Annotated in this window: 13 protein-coding genes and 1 pseudogene; 8 read left to right on the top strand and 6 right to left on the bottom strand. The window is 58.3% G+C overall.

Annotation, left to right across the window (positions count from 1 at the left end; genetic code table 11):
• Positions 1-89: 89 nt before the first annotated feature.
• Positions 90-464, bottom strand: a complete 375-nt coding sequence (locus HB777_23530; protein QND66594.1) for a response regulator — start codon at positions 462-464, stop codon at positions 90-92.
• Positions 461-2,833: a PAS domain-containing protein gene (locus HB777_23525; GenBank protein QND66593.1), complete on the bottom strand. Its 2,373-nt coding sequence runs from the start codon at positions 2,831-2,833 to the stop codon at positions 461-463. The genes HB777_23530 and HB777_23525 overlap by 4 nt, the downstream gene beginning before the upstream one ends.
• Positions 2,834-3,044: 211 nt before the next feature.
• Between HB777_23525 and HB777_23520 the strand changes: the two genes are divergently transcribed.
• From HB777_23520 to HB777_23505, 4 genes and pseudogenes are all read left to right on the top strand, one after another.
• Positions 3,045-3,218 (top strand): hypothetical protein, encoded by a 174-nt coding sequence (locus HB777_23520; GenBank protein ID QND66592.1) that lies wholly within the window; start codon positions 3,045-3,047, stop codon positions 3,216-3,218.
• Positions 3,215-4,779 (top strand): annotated as a pseudogene (locus HB777_23515) (MFS transporter). Before HB777_23520 ends, HB777_23515 begins: the two are co-directional and overlap by 4 nt.
• A 68-nt stretch (positions 4,780-4,847) precedes the next feature.
• Positions 4,848-5,849: an HlyD family secretion protein gene (locus HB777_23510; GenBank protein QND68884.1), complete on the top strand. Its 1,002-nt coding sequence runs from the start codon at positions 4,848-4,850 to the stop codon at positions 5,847-5,849.
• A 908-nt stretch (positions 5,850-6,757) separates the two neighbouring features.
• On the top strand, positions 6,758-8,107 hold the full coding sequence (locus tag HB777_23505) for a hypothetical protein (protein QND66591.1): 1,350 nt from the start codon (positions 6,758-6,760) through the stop codon (positions 8,105-8,107).
• 258 nt (positions 8,108-8,365) lie between these two features.
• On the opposite strand, the gene cysN is transcribed toward HB777_23505, so the two are convergent.
• Positions 8,366-10,297, bottom strand: a complete 1,932-nt coding sequence (gene cysN / locus HB777_23500; protein ID QND66590.1) for a sulfate adenylyltransferase subunit CysN — start codon at positions 10,295-10,297, stop codon at positions 8,366-8,368.
• 40 nt (positions 10,298-10,337) lie between these two features.
• Positions 10,338-10,544, bottom strand: coding sequence for a hypothetical protein (locus HB777_23495; GenBank protein ID QND66589.1), 207 nt, complete (start codon positions 10,542-10,544; stop codon positions 10,338-10,340).
• Positions 10,545-11,613: 1,069 nt separating this feature from the next.
• Here HB777_23495 and HB777_23490 point away from each other — a divergent pair.
• Complete coding sequence (locus tag HB777_23490) at positions 11,614-12,372, top strand: response regulator transcription factor (protein ID QND66588.1); 759 nt, start codon at positions 11,614-11,616, stop codon at positions 12,370-12,372.
• A 154-nt stretch (positions 12,373-12,526) separates the two neighbouring features.
• On the opposite strand, the gene HB777_23485 is transcribed toward HB777_23490, so the two are convergent.
• The gene (locus HB777_23485; GenBank protein ID QND66587.1) at positions 12,527-13,495 is read right to left on the bottom strand and encodes a hypothetical protein; all 969 of its coding nucleotides are present in this window, start codon (positions 13,493-13,495) and stop codon (positions 12,527-12,529) included.
• A gap of 577 nt (positions 13,496-14,072) precedes the next feature.
• Here HB777_23485 and HB777_23480 point away from each other — a divergent pair.
• Positions 14,073-14,753, top strand: a complete 681-nt coding sequence (locus tag HB777_23480) for a sugar transferase (protein QND66586.1) — start codon at positions 14,073-14,075, stop codon at positions 14,751-14,753.
• Between the two features lie 119 nt (positions 14,754-14,872).
• Here the strand turns inward: HB777_23480 and HB777_23475 are convergent, their stop codons facing one another.
• Positions 14,873-15,115 carry a hypothetical protein gene (locus tag HB777_23475; protein QND66585.1) on the bottom strand — a complete coding sequence of 81 codons (243 nt, stop codon included), beginning with the start codon at positions 15,113-15,115 and terminating at the stop codon, positions 14,873-14,875.
• 412 nt (positions 15,116-15,527) lie between these two features.
• Between HB777_23475 and HB777_23470 the strand changes: the two genes are divergently transcribed.
• Together HB777_23470 and HB777_23465 are read left to right on the top strand one after the other, a co-directional pair.
• The gene (locus HB777_23470; GenBank protein ID QND66584.1) at positions 15,528-16,805 is read left to right on the top strand and encodes an O-antigen ligase family protein; all 1,278 of its coding nucleotides are present in this window, start codon (positions 15,528-15,530) and stop codon (positions 16,803-16,805) included.
• Positions 16,802-17,677 (top strand): hypothetical protein, encoded by an 876-nt coding sequence (locus HB777_23465; protein QND66583.1) that lies wholly within the window; start codon positions 16,802-16,804, stop codon positions 17,675-17,677. Before HB777_23470 ends, HB777_23465 begins: the two co-directional genes overlap by 4 nt.
• Positions 17,678-17,688: the final 11 nt, after the last annotated feature.

Below are 17,688 nucleotides of genomic sequence, written 5' to 3'. Positions count from 1 at the left end.
GGCTTCGCGCATGGACGGCAGTAGCGGGCTGGCTTGCCGATTTTCTTTTGGTCGAAAATAGCGGTCGGGGGCCGCGAAGCTCGTCGGCCTCAGTCGGACTTCAGGGCTAGGTCGAGCGCCTTCTGCAGTGCTGTGTCGCTAAACGGCTTGAACAGGCATCCTGCCGACCCTTTCTCAAGGAGAATCGGTCGATCCGTTTCATCTCTTGGTGCTGTAATGAAAACGATTGGGATGAACTGACCTCTGCGCGCCAGCTCTCGCTCAAGATCAGGCCCCGTCATACCAGGCATGTGGACGTCAAGAAGCAGACAGTTGGTCTCATTGACCACGCCTGAACCCAGAAACTGCTCGGCCGAAGAGAACGCCTCGGCACGAAAACCGAATTCTCGCAGCAAATCGGGCAAGGACTCTCGAACAGACTCGTCGTCATCGACGATCGATACGAGAGGGTGAGGGAGGCTCATGAAAAACCTCGATTGATTATGGCGCCGGCTGGCGTCGACGTGACTGCTGAGGGGTGGACAGCTATCTCCCGCTGCACATATTCGCGAATGGAAAAAGAGAACGTTGCTCCGTGACCCTCATTGGCCTCCGCCCAAAGGCGACCGCCGTGGCTTTCTACGATCGAACGGCTGACAGAAAGCCCGATTCCCATCCCGTCGGTCTTGGTTGTGTAGAATGCTTCGAAAATCCGCTCTAATGCATGCGAATCTAGGCCGACGCCAGCGTCTCGAACGAAAAGTCGGATTTCGCCGTCCTCGCCAGTTTCGGTTCCAAGCACGACAAGTCTTGGACGATCGTCTACTGCACTCGTTGCATCAGCTGCGTTGCGCAGCAGGTTCATGATGACCTGCTGCAATTGAACACGGTCGCCGCCGACGAAGGGCAGTCCGCCTGAGAGCTGGGTACGAAGCAGCACCCGGTTGCGTCGCAGTTCCCCCGAAAACAGTGCGATTACCTCAACTGCAGCCTCGTTGAGATCGACCGGTTCGATAGTTGCGGCCTTTTTCCCGAAGAGTGATCGAAGCCGCGCGATCACCTCGGCCGCACGATTGCCGTCCCGGATGGTGCGCCGCGCAGTTTCGCGTGCTCCAACGACGTTCGGCGGATTGGCTGCGAGCATCCGCAGGCAGGTGCCAGCATTTGTAACAATACCGGACAGCGGCTGGTTAACTTCATGTGCAATTGATGCGGTCAGGGCACCCAGGCTCATGATCCGAGTTGCGTGTGAAAGTTCGGACCTGACCTTCTCCAGTGTCTCCTCCGATCGCCGTCGTTGTGTGATGTCGAGAACCGCGCCGATATACTCGGTCTGGGCGGCGTCATTGCGAGCCAAATGGGCGATCAGGTGGAGGTGTTTGATGGACTGATCGGGCAAAACGATCCGGTGCTGGTATTCAAAGTCGCGTTCACAGCGTTGCGCCCGCTCGACCATGTCGGCCATTAGGGGCATGTCTTCAGGATGAACGCGGCTGGCGATTCGTTCGAGCGTGACAAGCGTGCCGGGCTCAAACTCGAAGAGGCGGTAAAGTGGTTCAGACCAGACAATCTTGCCCCTTGTGACCTCCCAGGACAAATTTCCCATGCGGGCAAGATATTGGCCTTCCGAAAGGAAGGCCTCGCTTCGCTTCAGTGCGTCTTCTGCTCGCTTCCGATCATCTATGTCCGTATGCGTGCCATACCATTTGATGATGTTTCCGGCTTCGTCACGAAGCGGGTTGGCTCGAATTAGGAACCATCGATATTCTCCATCGAAGCGGCGAAGGCGAGCTTCCGTTTCTCCTGGTTTCCCAGCCGTTAGCACGGCCCGCCACGTAGCAGTAAGTCGGTCAACGTCGTCAGGATGGACCGACGCGGTCAAATCCCAATATTCGGACAAAGGAGTGGCCGGTTCCCAATCCTTGGAACCCATCGAGAGGCCAACGTAGTAGAGATAGTGCTGATTGAAAAATTCAGGTGAACCGTCTGGACGAGTAGACCATACCATCGAGGGAATCGTGTTGATGATAATGCCGAGTTCGCGTTCCTTGTCCTGCAACGCCTTCTCAGCGCGTTTGCGGTCCTCTATGTCGAAATTGGTGCCGTACCAGTTGACGATGTTCCCCTTAACGTCGAGGTAGGGGGCGGCACGGAACAAGAACCATCTATATTCTCCGTCGAAGCGGCGCAGCCTCGCTTCAGCGTCTCCGGGCATTCCTGATGCCAGGATGGCCTGCCAGGCCGAAGTGAGGCCAATTATATCGTCTGGATGGACTGCGACCGTCCAGCCCCAGCCCTCTGCTTCCTCAGCGCCAATGGCGAGATAGTCGAGAAAATGCCGATTGAAGTACTCAGCCGTACCGTCAGGGCGAGCTGCCCATGCCAAGGCAGGAATCGCATCAACGATCAGCTTGAAATTGCGTTCACTTTGTCGGAGCACCTTCTGCCGCTCCGCTGCGGCCAACTTTAGTTTGCGCTGTCGCAACGACCCCTCGGCGCGTTTTCCTTGATCGATCTCGGTGTTGATCGCGTACCACTCGGCGATACGGCCATCATCATCGTACACCGGACTACAGTGGATCGCGAAACGCCGGTAACTTCCGTCGGCGCTGCGCAAGCGTGCTTCCATTTCACCCGGTTCGCCGGACGCAAGTATGGCGTGCCAGCGTGCCAGCGTTTTCTGCTGGTCACTTGGATGGACCGTACTCTGCCACCCGGAAACGCGACACTGTTCTAGGTCCAGGCCAGTGTATTCAGACCAGCGTTGGTTGATAAAATGCGCCCGCCCATCAGGTAGTGCGGTCCAAACCATTGCTGGTAGAGCATCCAAAACGCACCGCTGATCGATCTCCATTGCGTTCCTTTCGCAAAATATCGCGTGCGCGCGGGACTATGCGCCAACTCCTTTACAGGGTCCATTGTGCCTTGGTGTCGGTCGGCAAGCGGCAACCTCGTTGCCTGTCCGGCGGCCCATCCCAAGGTATCGGCGACACCATCGTCCAATGGATTGGGCGCCATGTGGCGGTAGCATTTCGGGACTGTCATTGGTCAAAAGGGAAGCCGCTATGGCCTTTGCCATCCACGTCAATACCCAGACACTTGGTGTACGCTTCGATGACAGGACTCATTTGTTGGCGGTGCGCGACGTCATTGTCACGGTAAGCTGGAGCTACCATTGCAGCGCCAATGGCGCGCCTGAAGCTCAAACGCAAAATACTCACGAGCGCTTGAAGCGATGAGGCCAGGTGAATCGACGCCAAGTAAAAGACTTTTTCTTGGTACCGACCTAGCAGGGTCGTTGCTCGTCAGCCTTTCGGCGCAGTTGGCTTCCGCCAACGTCGCCGATATCCAGGGAGGGCTCTTTTCCACACCAGACGAGGCGTCCTGGATCTTGACGGTCTATACCATGGCCAGTTTCGCTGGGATCGTCACCTCCGGTCCATTTATCAGGTTCCTCGGCATCGGCCGGTATCTCTCGATGAGCGCCACTGCCTTCGCAATTACAGCGTTGGCGTGTGCCACAGCCCCCGATATCCGCGTGATGATCATGCTGCGGACAATTCAGGGCTTCGTAGCTGGCGGGTTCGGTCCGGGCGCTTTCGTCGCCGTCTTCATGGTCACTGGCGGGCCGCGGCTGCCGCTCGGCGTGACCTTGCTTGCTTTCGTGCTTCTGTTCCCCGGCTCGATAGGGCCGGTGGTGGCCGGTTTTGCCGAAGACAGATTTGGCTGGCAAATGCTTTTCCTGATCCAGGCAGGCTTTGGCGCGATTTTGGCCCTCGCGGCCCGAGGCTGGGTGCCGCGTCAGGACGATGCGGATTGGTCTGCCCTTAAGACCGATTGGACCGCCGTCATCCTGCTCTCGCTTGCGCTAGGGATGCTGATGTTGGTTCTGACTCAAGGCACGCGGCGCTTCTGGTTCGAGAGCGAAATGATCATCTGGGCCGCAGCGGCTTCATTCGGCGCGCTGTCCGGATTCCTTTTCCTTCTGCAGTTCTCACCTTTACCGATCATATCACCCCGGCTCCTTGCGAGGCGCAAATTCGGCATCCCGATCGCGCTCAATCTGGTGTTTCGCGTGGGTTTGATCGTGGTCTCCTATCTTGTGCCGCAGTTCCTCGCAGTCGTGCAAGGCTATAGGCCGCTACAGCTCGCTGAACTGTTTTTGTGGGCTGCGATCCCGCAGCTTGTTGCATTGCCGCTGGTCTGGTGGCTCATGCGACATCTCGACATGCGAGTAGTCATGGTGCTCGGCTTGGGGCTCTGCGCCATGGGAACGACATTGGTGGTTGGCGGCACCGCTCTTGTCGCCGCCGAGCAATTCCGACCGACCCTCGTCGCCTTTGCCGTAGGTCAGGTGCTGTTCTTGGCACCAGCCCTGGTTGTCGGCGCGACCGCCCTTAAACCTGCCGACCTTCCGACTGCCTCGCTTGCCTTCAACGTGGCAACGCTCGGAGGCACTACCCTCGGTATCGCTTTGGCGTCAAATTTCGTTGTCGAGCGCGAAAAGTTTCACTCCGATATCATTGCCTCGAATGTATCGCTCTACGACGCGCTCCACGCTGATCGCCTGACGACGCTCGCGGGAGCTTTCGCGACCGGCTGGTCGATGACAACGGCTCCACCACCCGAGCGGTCGCTTTCTTAGCCTCTCTTGTGCGCCGCGAGGCGTGGGTCTTGGCATTCAACGACAGCTTCTTCGTGGTCGTTGTCGTGTTGTTTTTCGGTGCGATCGGCATTGCCGCGATCGGCCGGTCGCCACCCTTGAGGCCACCGAACATTGCCGAAGGAGAACCACAATGAAGGTTTTAGGCGCTAGTCTGGGCAGTCTTCTCGCAGCTGGAACCGTGTTCGTCGCCGCCTAAACCTCGATCGCCCCGGGACGATGGTTTGCGAGTCTGCAATCGACCTCGACCGATAACGCTTTCGTACGCGGCGATGTCACGCCAATTAGCCCGAAGGTAAACGGCTACATTGCCGAGGTCGCCGTAGGTGACAATCAGGCGGTGAAGACCGGGGAAGTCCTGTTTCGGATTGATGACAGAGACTATCGAGCTCGGGTCGACCAAGCTGCCGCCGAACTTGCTATGCGCCGCGCGCTACTCGCCAATCTGAGCAGCCGGCTCGATCTGCAGAGCGCGGTGATTGAACAGGCGTTAGCCGCATTGGAAGGCGCCGTAGCCGAAGCAAATCGCACGGCGCGCAATTTCGTGCGTACTCAACAGCTAAGCAAAGGGGGTTGGGCTTCACAGTCCGTCAGCGACGAGATGGAGGCGGACAATCTCCGAGCGCGCGCCAAGAGCGCCGAAGCGCGGGCAAATCTGGCTGCCGCTAGGCAGCAGATGTACGTGATCGAGACCCAGCGTCCGCAGCTTGACGCCGACATATCAGCAGCTGTCGCATCTCTCACGCTGGCCCGTATCGAGCTCGCAAGTACGGCCGTGTACTCGCCAGCTGAGGGCTGGGTCGGCGAACGCCAGGCCAAGGTTGGGCAGTATGTACGCGCAGGCACTCTGTTGGCCGCGGTCGTGCCGCGGAACTTCTGGGTGGTGGCCAATTTCAAGGAGACTCAAATTGCCGCACTGCGCATCGGCGACAGGATTGCAGTATCAGTCGATGCCGTCCCCGGCACAGAGTTCTATGGGCGGGTCGAAAGTCTGTCTCCAGCCACCGGAGCACAGTTTGCGCTCCTACCGGCAGACAACGCGACTGGCAATTTCACCCGTATCGTTCAACGCATACCAGTTAAGATCGCATTAGATTTGGGGCAGCCAAGCCTCGATCGTTTGCGGCCCGGCATGTCAGCTTTCGTGGCTCTTTCCCCTGCTAGCCAGCCCGGAACACAAAATGGAACCGGCAGCGGCGAAAAATAGATGATCTGAGGTGATGGCCAACTTCTGAAAGTATAGTGTCCTAAATGCGGGTTCCCACACGAACGTCGGCAATGGACGGCTTGAAACGTCCGCTTATTAACGACTTCGGCCCAAAAGCTGACCGTCTGCTACCGGCCCCTTTGCGGTCATTCAACGATTTTAATATGGCCTCCAGGCCCAGTCGCAATAAATGTGCTACATATTGTGATACCTATTGTGATACAAATCGAAACTCAGGAGTAAAAAGAATAACGAAAACAATAACTTAGAGAAGGCGTCGATCCCAGCCAACGGTACCATCGGCGCTATCCTGTAAACCATTGATTTTTATAACGAATTTCACATATCTGGCCGTGCTTCTCGCATCAATCTACTCATTTGTGTGTTACCTATTGTGATACTTATCAGATAGGTTCGACCTCTTCTTCGCCTTGATGGCACTCATCACCCGTAGCTCAAGCGTTCTGGTTTCGAAAGACCTTGCAACGATGCGTGCGGCAATCGGCGGCAACGACGTGTAATTGGGCGGGTCGTGACCCGAAGCGGACGCTCATTTCGCACAAGCTGGCGGCAGTAATGCGCCGCATGCCAGTATCGGACGTTGAACTTCCAATGTCCGATGTAGTAGTTGACCCTGACATTAGCGTTGTCAGTGAATCAGGAGATAGGGGCGACTTTGCGCGGGCACTTGCGCTCGTCAACGAGATGGCTAGCCGATTGGTCGTGGTAGCCCTCTAGCGGGATCAACGTACTTATCCTGCGGGGCGCTGTAATTGGACGTGGGTGTCCGATATTTTGTCATATTTTGTGATTTGCGCGATGTCGCCGACGGGGCTCTGATGTGTGCAGGCCTTTCTGGCTTCAGGCACGTGGGGAAAAAGGGCGAGGGGTGTGAAAGGTGGCCAAGCATGGCCTATACGAACACCATTGTCTTGAGCGGCGACTATGGCTACCGCCAATATAAAGTATCCGGTCTGCCCGCCGACACCATAATCGATGCCACCAGCGCCTCGTGGATCGTCGCCAATCAGGGAAGCCCCACCAACCTCTATCCCTTCGCGGTCGTCAACCCCGGCGACAACCTCCTGGCTTTGGGCGGCACGATCAACGGCACGGTCTCCCAAACCGGCGACTGGGAGAACATCTACGTCAACTCCGCCGCAGTCCGTATTAATTCAGCCCACAGCTTTACCATCGACGACTGGACGATCACCCAGCCCTGGGATGGCATCCGTGTCGGCGGCACCGGCACCTTCCTTATCGAAGATTCCTATGTCGGCAACTCACGAGACGACGCGGTCGAGGACGACGACGTGATCGGCGGCACCATCCGGGATTCCCTGTTCGACCACGTGTTTTCCGGAGTGAGCCTTGGCGACGGTGACGTGGATGGGTCTGACAACACGGTCACCATGGATGGCGTGCTTCTCGGCATGGGCGAGTACCTTCGCAAAGGCGTGATGACCCACGGTTCGCCATTCAAACTCGACAATGGCACAGGCGCTAACGATATCACGCCCAGCCTGCACTTTATCGACTGCGTGGTGGCGATCACCGACGTTCACCACAACGGCCAGGGGCGGCTGCAGCATGCCTGGGACAAGACGGTCGAGTCGCACGGCAACTACTACCTCAACCTCTCTGACACGCCGCTGCCGTCGGATTATCCAAAGCCGCCCGCCGGCTGGACGGTCCTTCAAGGCCAGGCGGCCCGCGACTACTGGGCCCAGGCCAAGGCGGACTGGCATGCAGCCCATGACGGGACCGACCCGATACCGTCACCTCCGCCCCCGCCGACCGACCCGACCCACGGAACGACCGGGGACGATACGTTTGTCGGCACTGCCGCGGCCGACACCTTTGATGCCCTGGCTGGCAACGATACACTGCGGGGCCTGGGTGGCAACGACGTGCTGACCGGTGGCAGGGGCGATGACACCTTCGTTTTTGATACGGCCTATGGCCCCGGCAATGTCGACACACTCACCGACTTCAACGCGGAACATGACGCGCTTTATCTCGACAATGCCATCTTCACCAAGCTCGGCGCCGGTTCCTTGTCCAGCCCGACGCGGGTGAACTCGTCGTATTTCGAGTTGCGAGAACACGCCGCCCACAGCAACGATTACCTGCTCTATAACCGGGCCACGGGCGTTCTGTCCTATGATCCCGACGGCTCGAAATCGACCCCGCAGGTGGAAATCGCCCACCTAGAGCCCGGAGCGGCCCTGACCTATCACGACGTGTTCGTCGTTTGATCGCTCATGCGATCGCACATGGCACAACGAAGCGCGAGCGCATCACCGGTGTTCCTGTTGCGACTGACAGCGATCAGAAATGGCGGCGGATGGCGCCCATCTAGTTGCCGGTGGCGGGTTTCGCTATGTGGGCTTGTTTGCGCTCAAACGGTTCCCAGGTCGTAACGGTGCATAAGTAGATCGGACCGTGAGTATCGAGGGAGGCGCTGATGCGGCGCGCGAGGAGCCCTGGCCAGCCGCTCGAGCATCAGCCTGTTGTCAGATACCGCCGCTGGCATGTTGGTCTTCGGCAATGTCGCGCTCGTTCAGCCAGTGTTCCAGGGCGTCCACCATCTCTTCGGCCGATCTGCCGAGTGTCTTGAGATGGATTTCCGGGTTTTCCGGCGCTTCGTAGGGAGAATCGACGCCGGTGAAATTCTTGATCTCGCCATTCAGTGCGCGCGCATAGAGGCCCTTCGGATCGCGCCTGGCGCATTCCTCGAAGGGCGTATCGACGAACACCTCGATGAACTCCCCGTCCGCCATCAATTCGCGCGCCATGCGCCGCTCGGCGCTGAACGGCGAAATAAACGAAACAATGACGATCAAACCGGCATCGGCCATCAAACGCGCCACTTCGGCGACACGGCGGATGTTCTCGACGCGATCGGCGTCGGTAAAACCGAGATCTCGGTTGAGACCGTGACGGACGTTGTCGCCGTCCAGGATATAGGTGTGGCGGCCGGTGGCGAACAGCTTCTTTTCGAACAGGTTGGCGATGGTCGACTTGCCGGAGCCCGACAGGCCGGTGAGCCAGAACACAGCCGGCTGCTGGTTCTTCATGTCGGCGCGCACGCGTTTGCCGACATCGAGCGACTGCCAGTGGATGTTTTCGGCTCGGCGCAACGTGTGCAGGATCATGCCGGCGCCGACCGTGGCGTTTGAGATGCGGTCGATCAGGATGAAGGCGCCGGTGGTGCGGTTTTCGGCGAAGGGATCGAAAGCGATCGGCGTCCGCGTCGAGATGTTGCAGATGCCGACTTCATTCATGTCGAGCGACTTGGCCGCTTCATGGGCAAAGTTGTTGACATTGATCCGATATTTCAGATCGGTGACGGTGGCGCTGGTCTGATCGGTCTCGGTGCGCAGGAGGTAGGAGCGGCCAGGCAGCAGCGCTGCCTCGTCGAACCAGACGATGTTGGCGGCGAACTGGTCGGCGACCTGCGGCCGTGCGGCCGGCGAAACCAGCAAGTTGCCTCTGGAGACCTCGACCTCGTCGTCAAGCACAAGGGTGATGGCCTGGCCGGCGACGGCCTGGGCGAGATCGCCGCCATGCGCGACGATGCGCTTGACCCGCGAGGCCTTGCCGGATTTGGCGACGACCACCTCGTCGCCGGGTGCAACCGAGCCGGACGCGATCGTGCCGGCAAAACCGCGAAAATCGAGATTGGGCCGGTTGACATACTGCACCGGAAACCGGAACGGCAGTTCGACCGCGGCCTCGTCGACCGAAACGGTTTCGAGATGCTCGATCAGCGTCGGGCCGGAATACCATTCCATGCTTTCCGATCGGCGGCTGACATTGTCACCATAACGGGCCGACATCGGGATCGGCACAATGGTCTGGAAGCCGAGAGCGCGCGAGAATTGCCCATAATCCTCTACGATACGGTCGAAAACCGTCTGATCGAAATCGACAAGATCGATCTTGTTGACGGCCAGCACGACATGGCGGATGCCGAGCAGTGAGGCGATGATCGAATGGCGCCTGGTCTGCCGAAGCACACCCTGCCGCGCATCGATCAGCACGATCGCCAGGTTGGCGGTCGAGGCGCCGGTCGCCATGTTGCGGGTGTATTGTTCGTGGCCAGGTGTGTCGGCGACGATGAATTTGCGCTTCGGCGTGGCGAAGAAACGGTAAGCGACGTCGATGGTGATGCCTTGCTCACGCTCAGCCTCGAGGCCGTCGACCAGCAGCGCGAAATCGATGTCGTCTCCCGTCGTGCCATGCTTGCGCGAATCGCCTTCGAGCGCGGCGAGCTGATCCTCGAAGATCTGCTTGGTGTCGGACAGCAGGCGCCCGATCAACGTCGACTTGCCGTCGTCGACCGAGCCGCAGGTGAGGAAGCGCAGCAGCGACTTCTTCTCCTGCGCCGCCAGATAGTCGCGGACGCCGTCGGCGGGTGCGAGGCTCTTTGCCACGTGGCGCACGGCTAAAAGTATCCCTCGCGCTTCTCGTCGAGGCGCAATTTCATGGGCTCGTCATCCCTGAGGTCGGTATGCCGTCGCGTTCCACTATCGGTCGTTCCTTGGCCAAATAATGCTTCTCGCGGCGAAACAAGGACAGGTTAAGGATCGGGGTCCGGCGGCCCTCATCCACGGCAGTCCGCCGCGCGATGCAATCCGAAAGGCGGCCCTGCAATATACCAGGCGATCCGATCTGGTCGCTGATGGACATGGTCATCTCCAAGCCTATCACTGGCTCTTCATAACCCTCCTGCTCGCCGCTGTCTTCTCACGATCTGCGCTTCCGGGAGATCAGGCAAGAAGATTGGGAGCGCGTCCGTGAAATGGTCCAATCAATGGGTTAGGTCCGCCTAACTCGGATTGCAAGGCTTCTGATCACGAAGGCCCTGTGGTGGGGCGCCATGCCATGCCAATCACGCTGAGACTATCGTTGCTGCCAGGCCTGATGTGAAGCCCGTCCGCCGTGGGGCCAAATGCGACCCGTTATGGGTCAGTACGCTTGGCACCGCAATTGCGTTGATAGGTGTGTGGGCTGGGGCGAGGGCCCGTCGCCTCGCAAATGGGGCGGCGGGCCTTTAGTCAACGAGGATTTGGATGGAGCGGCCCGGCACCCTTTGTTGGGATGGGGCTAGGACACCGGGCCTAACCGACGGGCAGTTTGTGAGAAACGGCGCCGGGGCTGGGGGACTATATGCGGTCGCGCTAGATATGCGCAAAGCATACGAACGGAGTACGAGAGCAACAATTCGGGTGTCAACCGGAGACCGATACACCGGTGGCGCCGACGTCGTGAGCATATTCGAGAAGCCGCGCTAGGTTCGAGCAGCATGGGATGCGCCTAAGGGAGTGTGGACCGGCAGCGGTCAGTGCGGTTTTCTAAATCGCGGCCCGATTCCTCGAATCGCAAGTTTGCACCTCTCAGGTCGAGGCAATTCCGTATATACTTTTTGGTGTAACATCAGGCCTGTACAATTACAGGCTGTATAGGGTTTATTATATTAGCCATCTAAGATATAATTGCAAATTGTTAACCAGGATTAATGCGTCTTTTCCACAGCATCGTAGTATGCCTTCCAGGTTGGGTTACCTCTAAAGGGCAGGGAAGCCATACGTCCGCGCGTTGGGGCGGCGCATGCCCTACTCCTTAAATCCATTCCTAAGACCTAGGCAGCCTGACACACGATAAACGAGCGTATCAGTTCACGCTGACAAGCTTTTGCGAGGGAGCCAAACCAAAAGGAGTAAAGGCAAGTCAGCGGCGGAGAGGAGCAGGTGAGTCGATGGGACACCCCCAAACTTCCGATTTTTCGAATGACGCGACAAGACCGCTACACAACGGGCATATGCCGGACGCAAATGGCCTTAGCAAGTCCGATCTCGCAGAAGGATATCGAGGCGAAGGTCTTGTCATGATTGTCGACAAGCGAGCACTTGAGCGTGAATGCCTTGCCCGTGGCCTTATCGAACACAATCCGACTTTGCGCGTTAGCGCGGTAGGATCGCTCGACGAAATCCAGCACATTGCCGGGGAAGCGGAGCCGTCTGCGATCCTCGTCATCCTTGGTTCCAGAAAGGTCTCCGACCAGAGTGTTCGGGCGGAACTTGCGCACTTCATTGCCGAGATTGGCGCCGTACCCGTAATCGTCGTGGTGGATTCCGACGAGCCGGCGGAGGTTCTCGCCGCACTCGAATGCGGCGCCCGTGGCTACATTCCCACAAGCGTCACGGTGAAGGTCGCTGCCGAGGCCATTGGTCTCGCTCGCGCCGGAGGAATCTTTGTACCCGCCAGCTGCGTGCTGGCGCTCCGAGAGATCATCCACTCGTCCGCAAACGGTGCCCGTCCGCTCACCGGTATGTTCACCATTCGCGAGGCGGCGGTCGTGGAGGCGCTCAAGAAAGGCAAGGCGAACAAGATAATTGCCTACGAACTCAACCTCTGTGAGAGCACCGTCAAGGTCCACATCCGTAATATCATGAAAAAACTGAAGGCTACGAATCGCACGGAGGTAGCGTACAAACTTAGACAGATGTTGCTTTGAAGGCTGCCTTCGATCGGTCCTTGCCTGGACGGCTCTAGCAATACAACTGCTGGATGCGTAAACGGCGGGGCTAGCGGTTCGCCGTTCTGATCAAACCCGAAGGTCGATCGTCTCGTCCGAGCCTTTTCGCGAGACAGGCACTATCGGCGGGTGTTTAGGCACGTTCCCGACCAACCGTCGCGGACCCTGCCTTCACCAGAAATCCAACGCTGTCCTCTCCGAGCTCCGCGCCCCGATATGCGGCTTCGGCGACCTTCAGCCCACCCGTCAGTCTGCGGACCATTGGAGCCGGTCCGAGTATGTCAAGTGGAAGGCCTAGCTGACCACTGGTGGGCCGCTTCGGTGGCCAGATCCTGAGGCCGAAATAGCTGGCGGCCGAGCGATCGATCCCGCCACTGAACTGCACCAGCAGCGCGTGGCGCGAGTTCCGGGCAATACGGCCTAGGCTGTTGATGTCCATTGGTGGTTTGTCGGAGGGCCTCATCGCGACCACGATCACATCCCATGCATCGCCGGTCAGGAGCTCGGGGTGCGAAAAAACGCTTACACTGGCCCCACCCTCGCGTAGTGTATGCTCAAGGGATGGTGCACAGGGCGTGTCGCAGACGATGGCGATCCTCGCGGCACGTTGATCGACACCGGCATCGCCGAGCAAGATGCAGCATAACCGCGCGAATTCCGGCAGCAAGTCTATAGCTGGGTGGCTGAGATTGGGAGCGGCAACCTTGATGCCGGCCTCGTCACAGGCGTCGAAGTCCACGACGCCCGGCCGAAGCTCCCATGGTTCAGCCATCAGCGAAACAACCGCATGCGAGGGCAAGAGTTCGATGAGCGATCTCGAAATCGGCCCGACCTGGGGACAGTAGGTAACGATGTCGACATCCTGCCATTTGCGGCTGTCGATGCGGTTCGTCACTTCAACGCGTTCGGCGACCTTGGCGTGTTTGGCAAATGCCAACGTCGCATCTGCAGTTGCCGCGAAGCTCGGATGTCTAGAGGAGATGCGGGTGAGCGCAACGACACGGCTGGCATTCGCGAGCGCCGCCACTGTGGCGGTCACCGCTTGGTATCCTGTCGTAGCGCCAACGACCACGGTGAGGCCAGAGAGATCGAGATCAAGCAAGGCTATTTGCTTGCGGACGATAGCAAGTACTCCGTCAAGGTCGATCTCTGGGACGCCACGAGCAAACGAGCTTGCGGGAAAATCACGTGATAGAGGTGTCAAGCTGGGTACCACGTTGCGCGCTCCCACTATCAGATAGGCCGGCAATGCCCTTTAAGCAGCTCAACTGCCTGCCGGGTCTCGTCTCACGGCGATGCATGTGCATTTCCTGCATTGCGTTGACGGACACCTTTGCGGCCCTGCGCATTTGGCAAATGTGGTCCCTGTATTTTCTACCCTCGCCAGGAGCGTGACGGCCCGAATTTGGTTGGCACTTTGACCTTATGGTCGCCGAACCAATTCCGCTGCAGGTTCCGGCAATACAGCCGAACCTGCCGATCTGCTACTGCAGCAAACGGATGCAGGTGATACGCCGTTTGATCAGAAGGCTTACCGACGCTATGCCGCCGACGCGCCTATCAGGCAAAGGGGTAACGAGCGCAGGGTATGGCGCTACCTCCTTTGCTTCTCTTGCCGAGAATGACAAGCCGCAGTGAAGTCGACCAGCAACACCAGCAGCGTTTCTTGGTGAAAACCCATGACAAGCAGCGTATTTGACATAAGGCGCCGCAGGCTCGGCATCCGCATCGGACAAAACATCCATCCGCTTGGAGGCCGGCCCAAGAGGATGATGGACATGACTGTCGCATTGATCGCGCTTGTTCTAGCTGCTCCGGTGATGCTGGCGGTTGCCCTTTTGATATTGGTGACCGACGGGGGACCGGCGATATTCTCACACACCCGGGTAGGGTTCAACGGCAAGCGCTTCGCCTGCTACAAGTTCAGGACCATGGTGGCCAACTCGGAGCGGGTTCTGGCCGACTATCTCGCGAGCAATCCCGAAGCCGCCAAGGAGTGGGAGCAGAATTGGAAGTTCAAGAAGGATCCGCGCATCACATTCCTGGGGCATATTCTCAGGAAGTCGAGCCTAGATGAGCTGCCGCAACTCATTAACGTGCTGCGCGGCGAGATGAGTTGCGTCGGCCCTCGTCCGGTCGTTCCGGACGAATTGAAACGTTACGGCTCCTGTGCGATCGATTATTTAAAAACCCGGCCGGGGCTAACCGGCCTGTGGCAGGTGACAGGCAGAGACGCAATGGATTATCCCAGCCGTGTCTCTATCGACAGCCGCTATGTGCGGGAATGGTCCCTATGGGCCGATGTCGTTATTCTCGTCCGGACTGTTTTCGCCGTGATGAAATTCGACCGTGCGTCTTGATGAGCGCATCGCAAATTCTTGCCTCATGCAGTCGTGGTCCCAAAACCGCAGCGTGCTCTCGCGACCGCAATGGCGAGCAGGTGCGGCGCCGGGCGCGGCGAAATGGCAGCCGCAGACCGTCACTGCTCACGTGACATGCCTCGGCGCCAGATGACGCCAAGGAAGAGTCCGAGCAAATAGGTGCATTGCAGAACGACAACGAGAAGCAGGATTGAAAGCAGGCGGTGCCAATCACTGCCGATGCCACCTGCAACGGCACCGCCCACGACAGTCACCGCGGTCATGATGATGAGCGCAGCTGCTCGAAAACGAAATCCCAGCAAAATGCCGATCACACCGACGACGACAAGACCCCAAAGCACGGCGATCTCCTATGGGTGGAAGACACAGTGTGCCATGCCTAAGTTTCCCACATCTGCAAATCCGTACCAACAGTCAATCCGGCTGCACTGTCTTGCCGGCGCTCGATCAAGTGGCGGGAAATCGCCGCACCTCCGCCGCATTGCACAAAAGGCGTAGAGCACCCTGTCCGAATGCCCCCTTTTCGCTCATTTCCTTGTCCACCCGGCGAGCCTACGCTGCTTGTGAAAGAGGTAAGCGGAGATTCACCCGCCATGCGGCAGCATGCAATGAATCATAATCCGGGAAGGGGCGCTGAGCCTGTGTTTATCGGTGCTGCTACTCAGGACAACAAGGCGCTGGACGTTGCGCGTCGGGGCAGAGCTGTGTCGGCGCGAAGTTCCTGCACAGTGCTTTCAGTGTGACATCTCATCTATGCTGCAGGCATCCGTTCTTTTGCTGATCGTGTCCATCTGGTTCCCTGGCGCCGCGAAGATTGCCGGAACGGATGGCTCGCTTTCCTTCTTGCTGGCTCTGTTCTGCGCCCTGATAAGCATCGTTGCCTATGCCGAAATAGCAAGACGCCTCCATCGGGCGGAAGCGGCCTTGGCGGCTACGGTGCTGACGATATCTGCTTTCATCATCGTTCTGTCCCTACTGTCGATGCTCCACGCAGACATTCCGATCAGGACGATGCGCGCGGTTTTCGCGCAGGTGTTTGGTTTCGCCATTATTCCAGCGGTCGCGGCGATCTCCATGAGACCCAAGGGTCTCGTGGCAATCGACAGGATTGTGATGGCAATGATCATCATGAGTGTTGCAACATCTTGCCTTGTCGCAATCGGGCTGGGCGATGCCAGATTCGCCGATCGGGCGGAGGGCTATTTCAAGCACTCGAACCAACTCGGGATTGCCTTGTCGGCTAGTGTGCCGCTTGTCGCCGCGAAGCTGGTCGCTTCTCGCAGGCACCGTGTTCTCCTCACGGGCTGCCTCGTTGCGGTGCTCCTGGGTTTGGTGAAATCGGGCTCAAAGACAAACTTCATTCTCGGCGTTGCGGGTCTCGGAACTTTCTTCGGTCTGTACAGCATCTATATGGTGAGAAGAAAGCAGCGTCCGGTAACAGTGATCGTGGGGATCGTTACAGCTCCGATATTGTTCGAGGCGATCTTGGTGACATTGCAGTCCCTCAACCCACGGGCCTACGGCCTGCTGTCACTTCAATTTTCTGGAGGTGAGGCGCATTCGGTCGTATCGCGGCAGCGACTGTGGTCTATATCAATCGATATGGGCCTGGCGCATCCGTTCACGGGAGTGGGGGCAGGGCAGTGGGTGGAAGACATCGCTCCCCACAGCCATAACCTGTTCATCGACGCCTTTAGAACGCTGGGGGTGCCAGGCGTCGGGTTAGTATCGGTGATGGTTCTGGTGGTCGTGGCATATCTGGTCAGCGCCGTTCTTCGCACATTGAGAGACAATGCCCAGGGCGACCACGCGACAGAAGTGAATGTGATGGTGCTCGGAACATCGGTTTGCGTGTGGAACTACCTCGTCGCAAACCAGATGAGCGATTCCTTCGGTCCATCAACCGCCGCTTTCTTCTGGCTGCCCCTGGCTTTGCTCATGTTCTACCGCGGTACGCAACGAACACTGCAGCCCGGTCTTGAGAGTCCAAAGGTGTACGCGGGGACCGGGTCCCAGCTATTTCAACATTGAGCCGTTTCTTTAATCTTCCGAAAAATCAACTTTACCACCTGAATCCAATGATTAGGCACACAGTTCGTGACCTGGCGGCAGGCTTGCCGCCAAGCGTCGAACCGCGCGCTCTTCAAACAGACATTCGATTTGTGGAATTCTTTGGTCTTCCCGGGATTGGAAAGACAACCGCCTCCGCCCTGTTAGCGAACGGCTTGCGGCGGCGCGGCCCGTTGGTAGGTGATGTGCGAATAGAGTGGGAGACGAGAAATTTCATCGGCCGCCAAATCTATAGGATCGGTATCGTAGCACCAAGATTTAGGGATCGTGAGTTTCGCTCGCTGCTCGCGCGAATTGCACGCTTTGTCATCGAAAGCGGGCAATCATCGATTGTCGATGTAGCCAGGGTCATCTGGAACCTTTCGTTTTTGGTTGCCTATGTCCAAAGCGAGAGACCAGGAAAAAATACTATTACCATCATGGATCAGGGTCTGTTGCAGGGGTTCTTGTCCATCTTGCTTAAGAGCAGGCATCGGGCAACCTCAGAGAAGTGGCTTGATATTCTGTTTGCCATTGGCGTGCACGACATGGCTTTTGTCCATCTGCGCGGCGAGATCGGCGTGGCACGGGATCGACTTCTGAAAAGGGGCGATCGGTCCTCGCGGATGCAAAGGGCATCTCCTGACCGGGACCTTGATCTCTGGTCGACGGCGGATCGTGCTTGCCGCCAGATTGCGGCCGATCTTGAGGGGGGATGGGAACGGAAGATCACGCCGGCGTGCTGGCGGCGGTCGACGTGGAAAGGTTTGCATCGCCCGAAGATGTCGCCGAAAGGGTTCTCGATGCGGTGCTTTTGGCCTGCCTCGAACGGCATCGGCTGTGCGATTCGGTAGCTCAATGAGCA

Source organism: Mesorhizobium loti, from assembly GCA_014189435.1.
GTDB lineage: Bacteria > Pseudomonadota > Alphaproteobacteria > Rhizobiales > Rhizobiaceae > Mesorhizobium > Mesorhizobium loti_G.
Note: the sequence above shows the minus strand (reverse complement) of the source record. Positions and strands in the feature narration are given on the sequence as shown.

Excerpts from the sequence above, each read along its gene's own strand:
- HB777_23530 (QND66594.1), bottom strand. The coding sequence starts at position 464 with ATGAGCCTCCCTCACCCTCTCGTATCGATCGTCGATGACGACGAGTCT.
- HB777_23525 (QND66593.1), bottom strand. The coding sequence starts at position 2,833 with ATGGAGATCGATCAGCGGTGCGTTTTGGATGCTCTACCAGCAATGGTT.
- HB777_23520 (QND66592.1), top strand. The coding sequence starts at position 3,045 with ATGGCCTTTGCCATCCACGTCAATACCCAGACACTTGGTGTACGCTTC.
- HB777_23505 (QND66591.1), top strand. The coding sequence starts at position 6,758 with ATGGCCTATACGAACACCATTGTCTTGAGCGGCGACTATGGCTACCGC.
- HB777_23495 (QND66589.1), bottom strand. The coding sequence starts at position 10,544 with ATGTCCATCAGCGACCAGATCGGATCGCCTGGTATATTGCAGGGCCGC.
- HB777_23490 (QND66588.1), top strand. The coding sequence starts at position 11,614 with ATGGGACACCCCCAAACTTCCGATTTTTCGAATGACGCGACAAGACCG.
- HB777_23480 (QND66586.1), top strand. The coding sequence starts at position 14,073 with ATGACAAGCAGCGTATTTGACATAAGGCGCCGCAGGCTCGGCATCCGC.
- HB777_23470 (QND66584.1), top strand. The coding sequence starts at position 15,528 with ATGCTGCAGGCATCCGTTCTTTTGCTGATCGTGTCCATCTGGTTCCCT.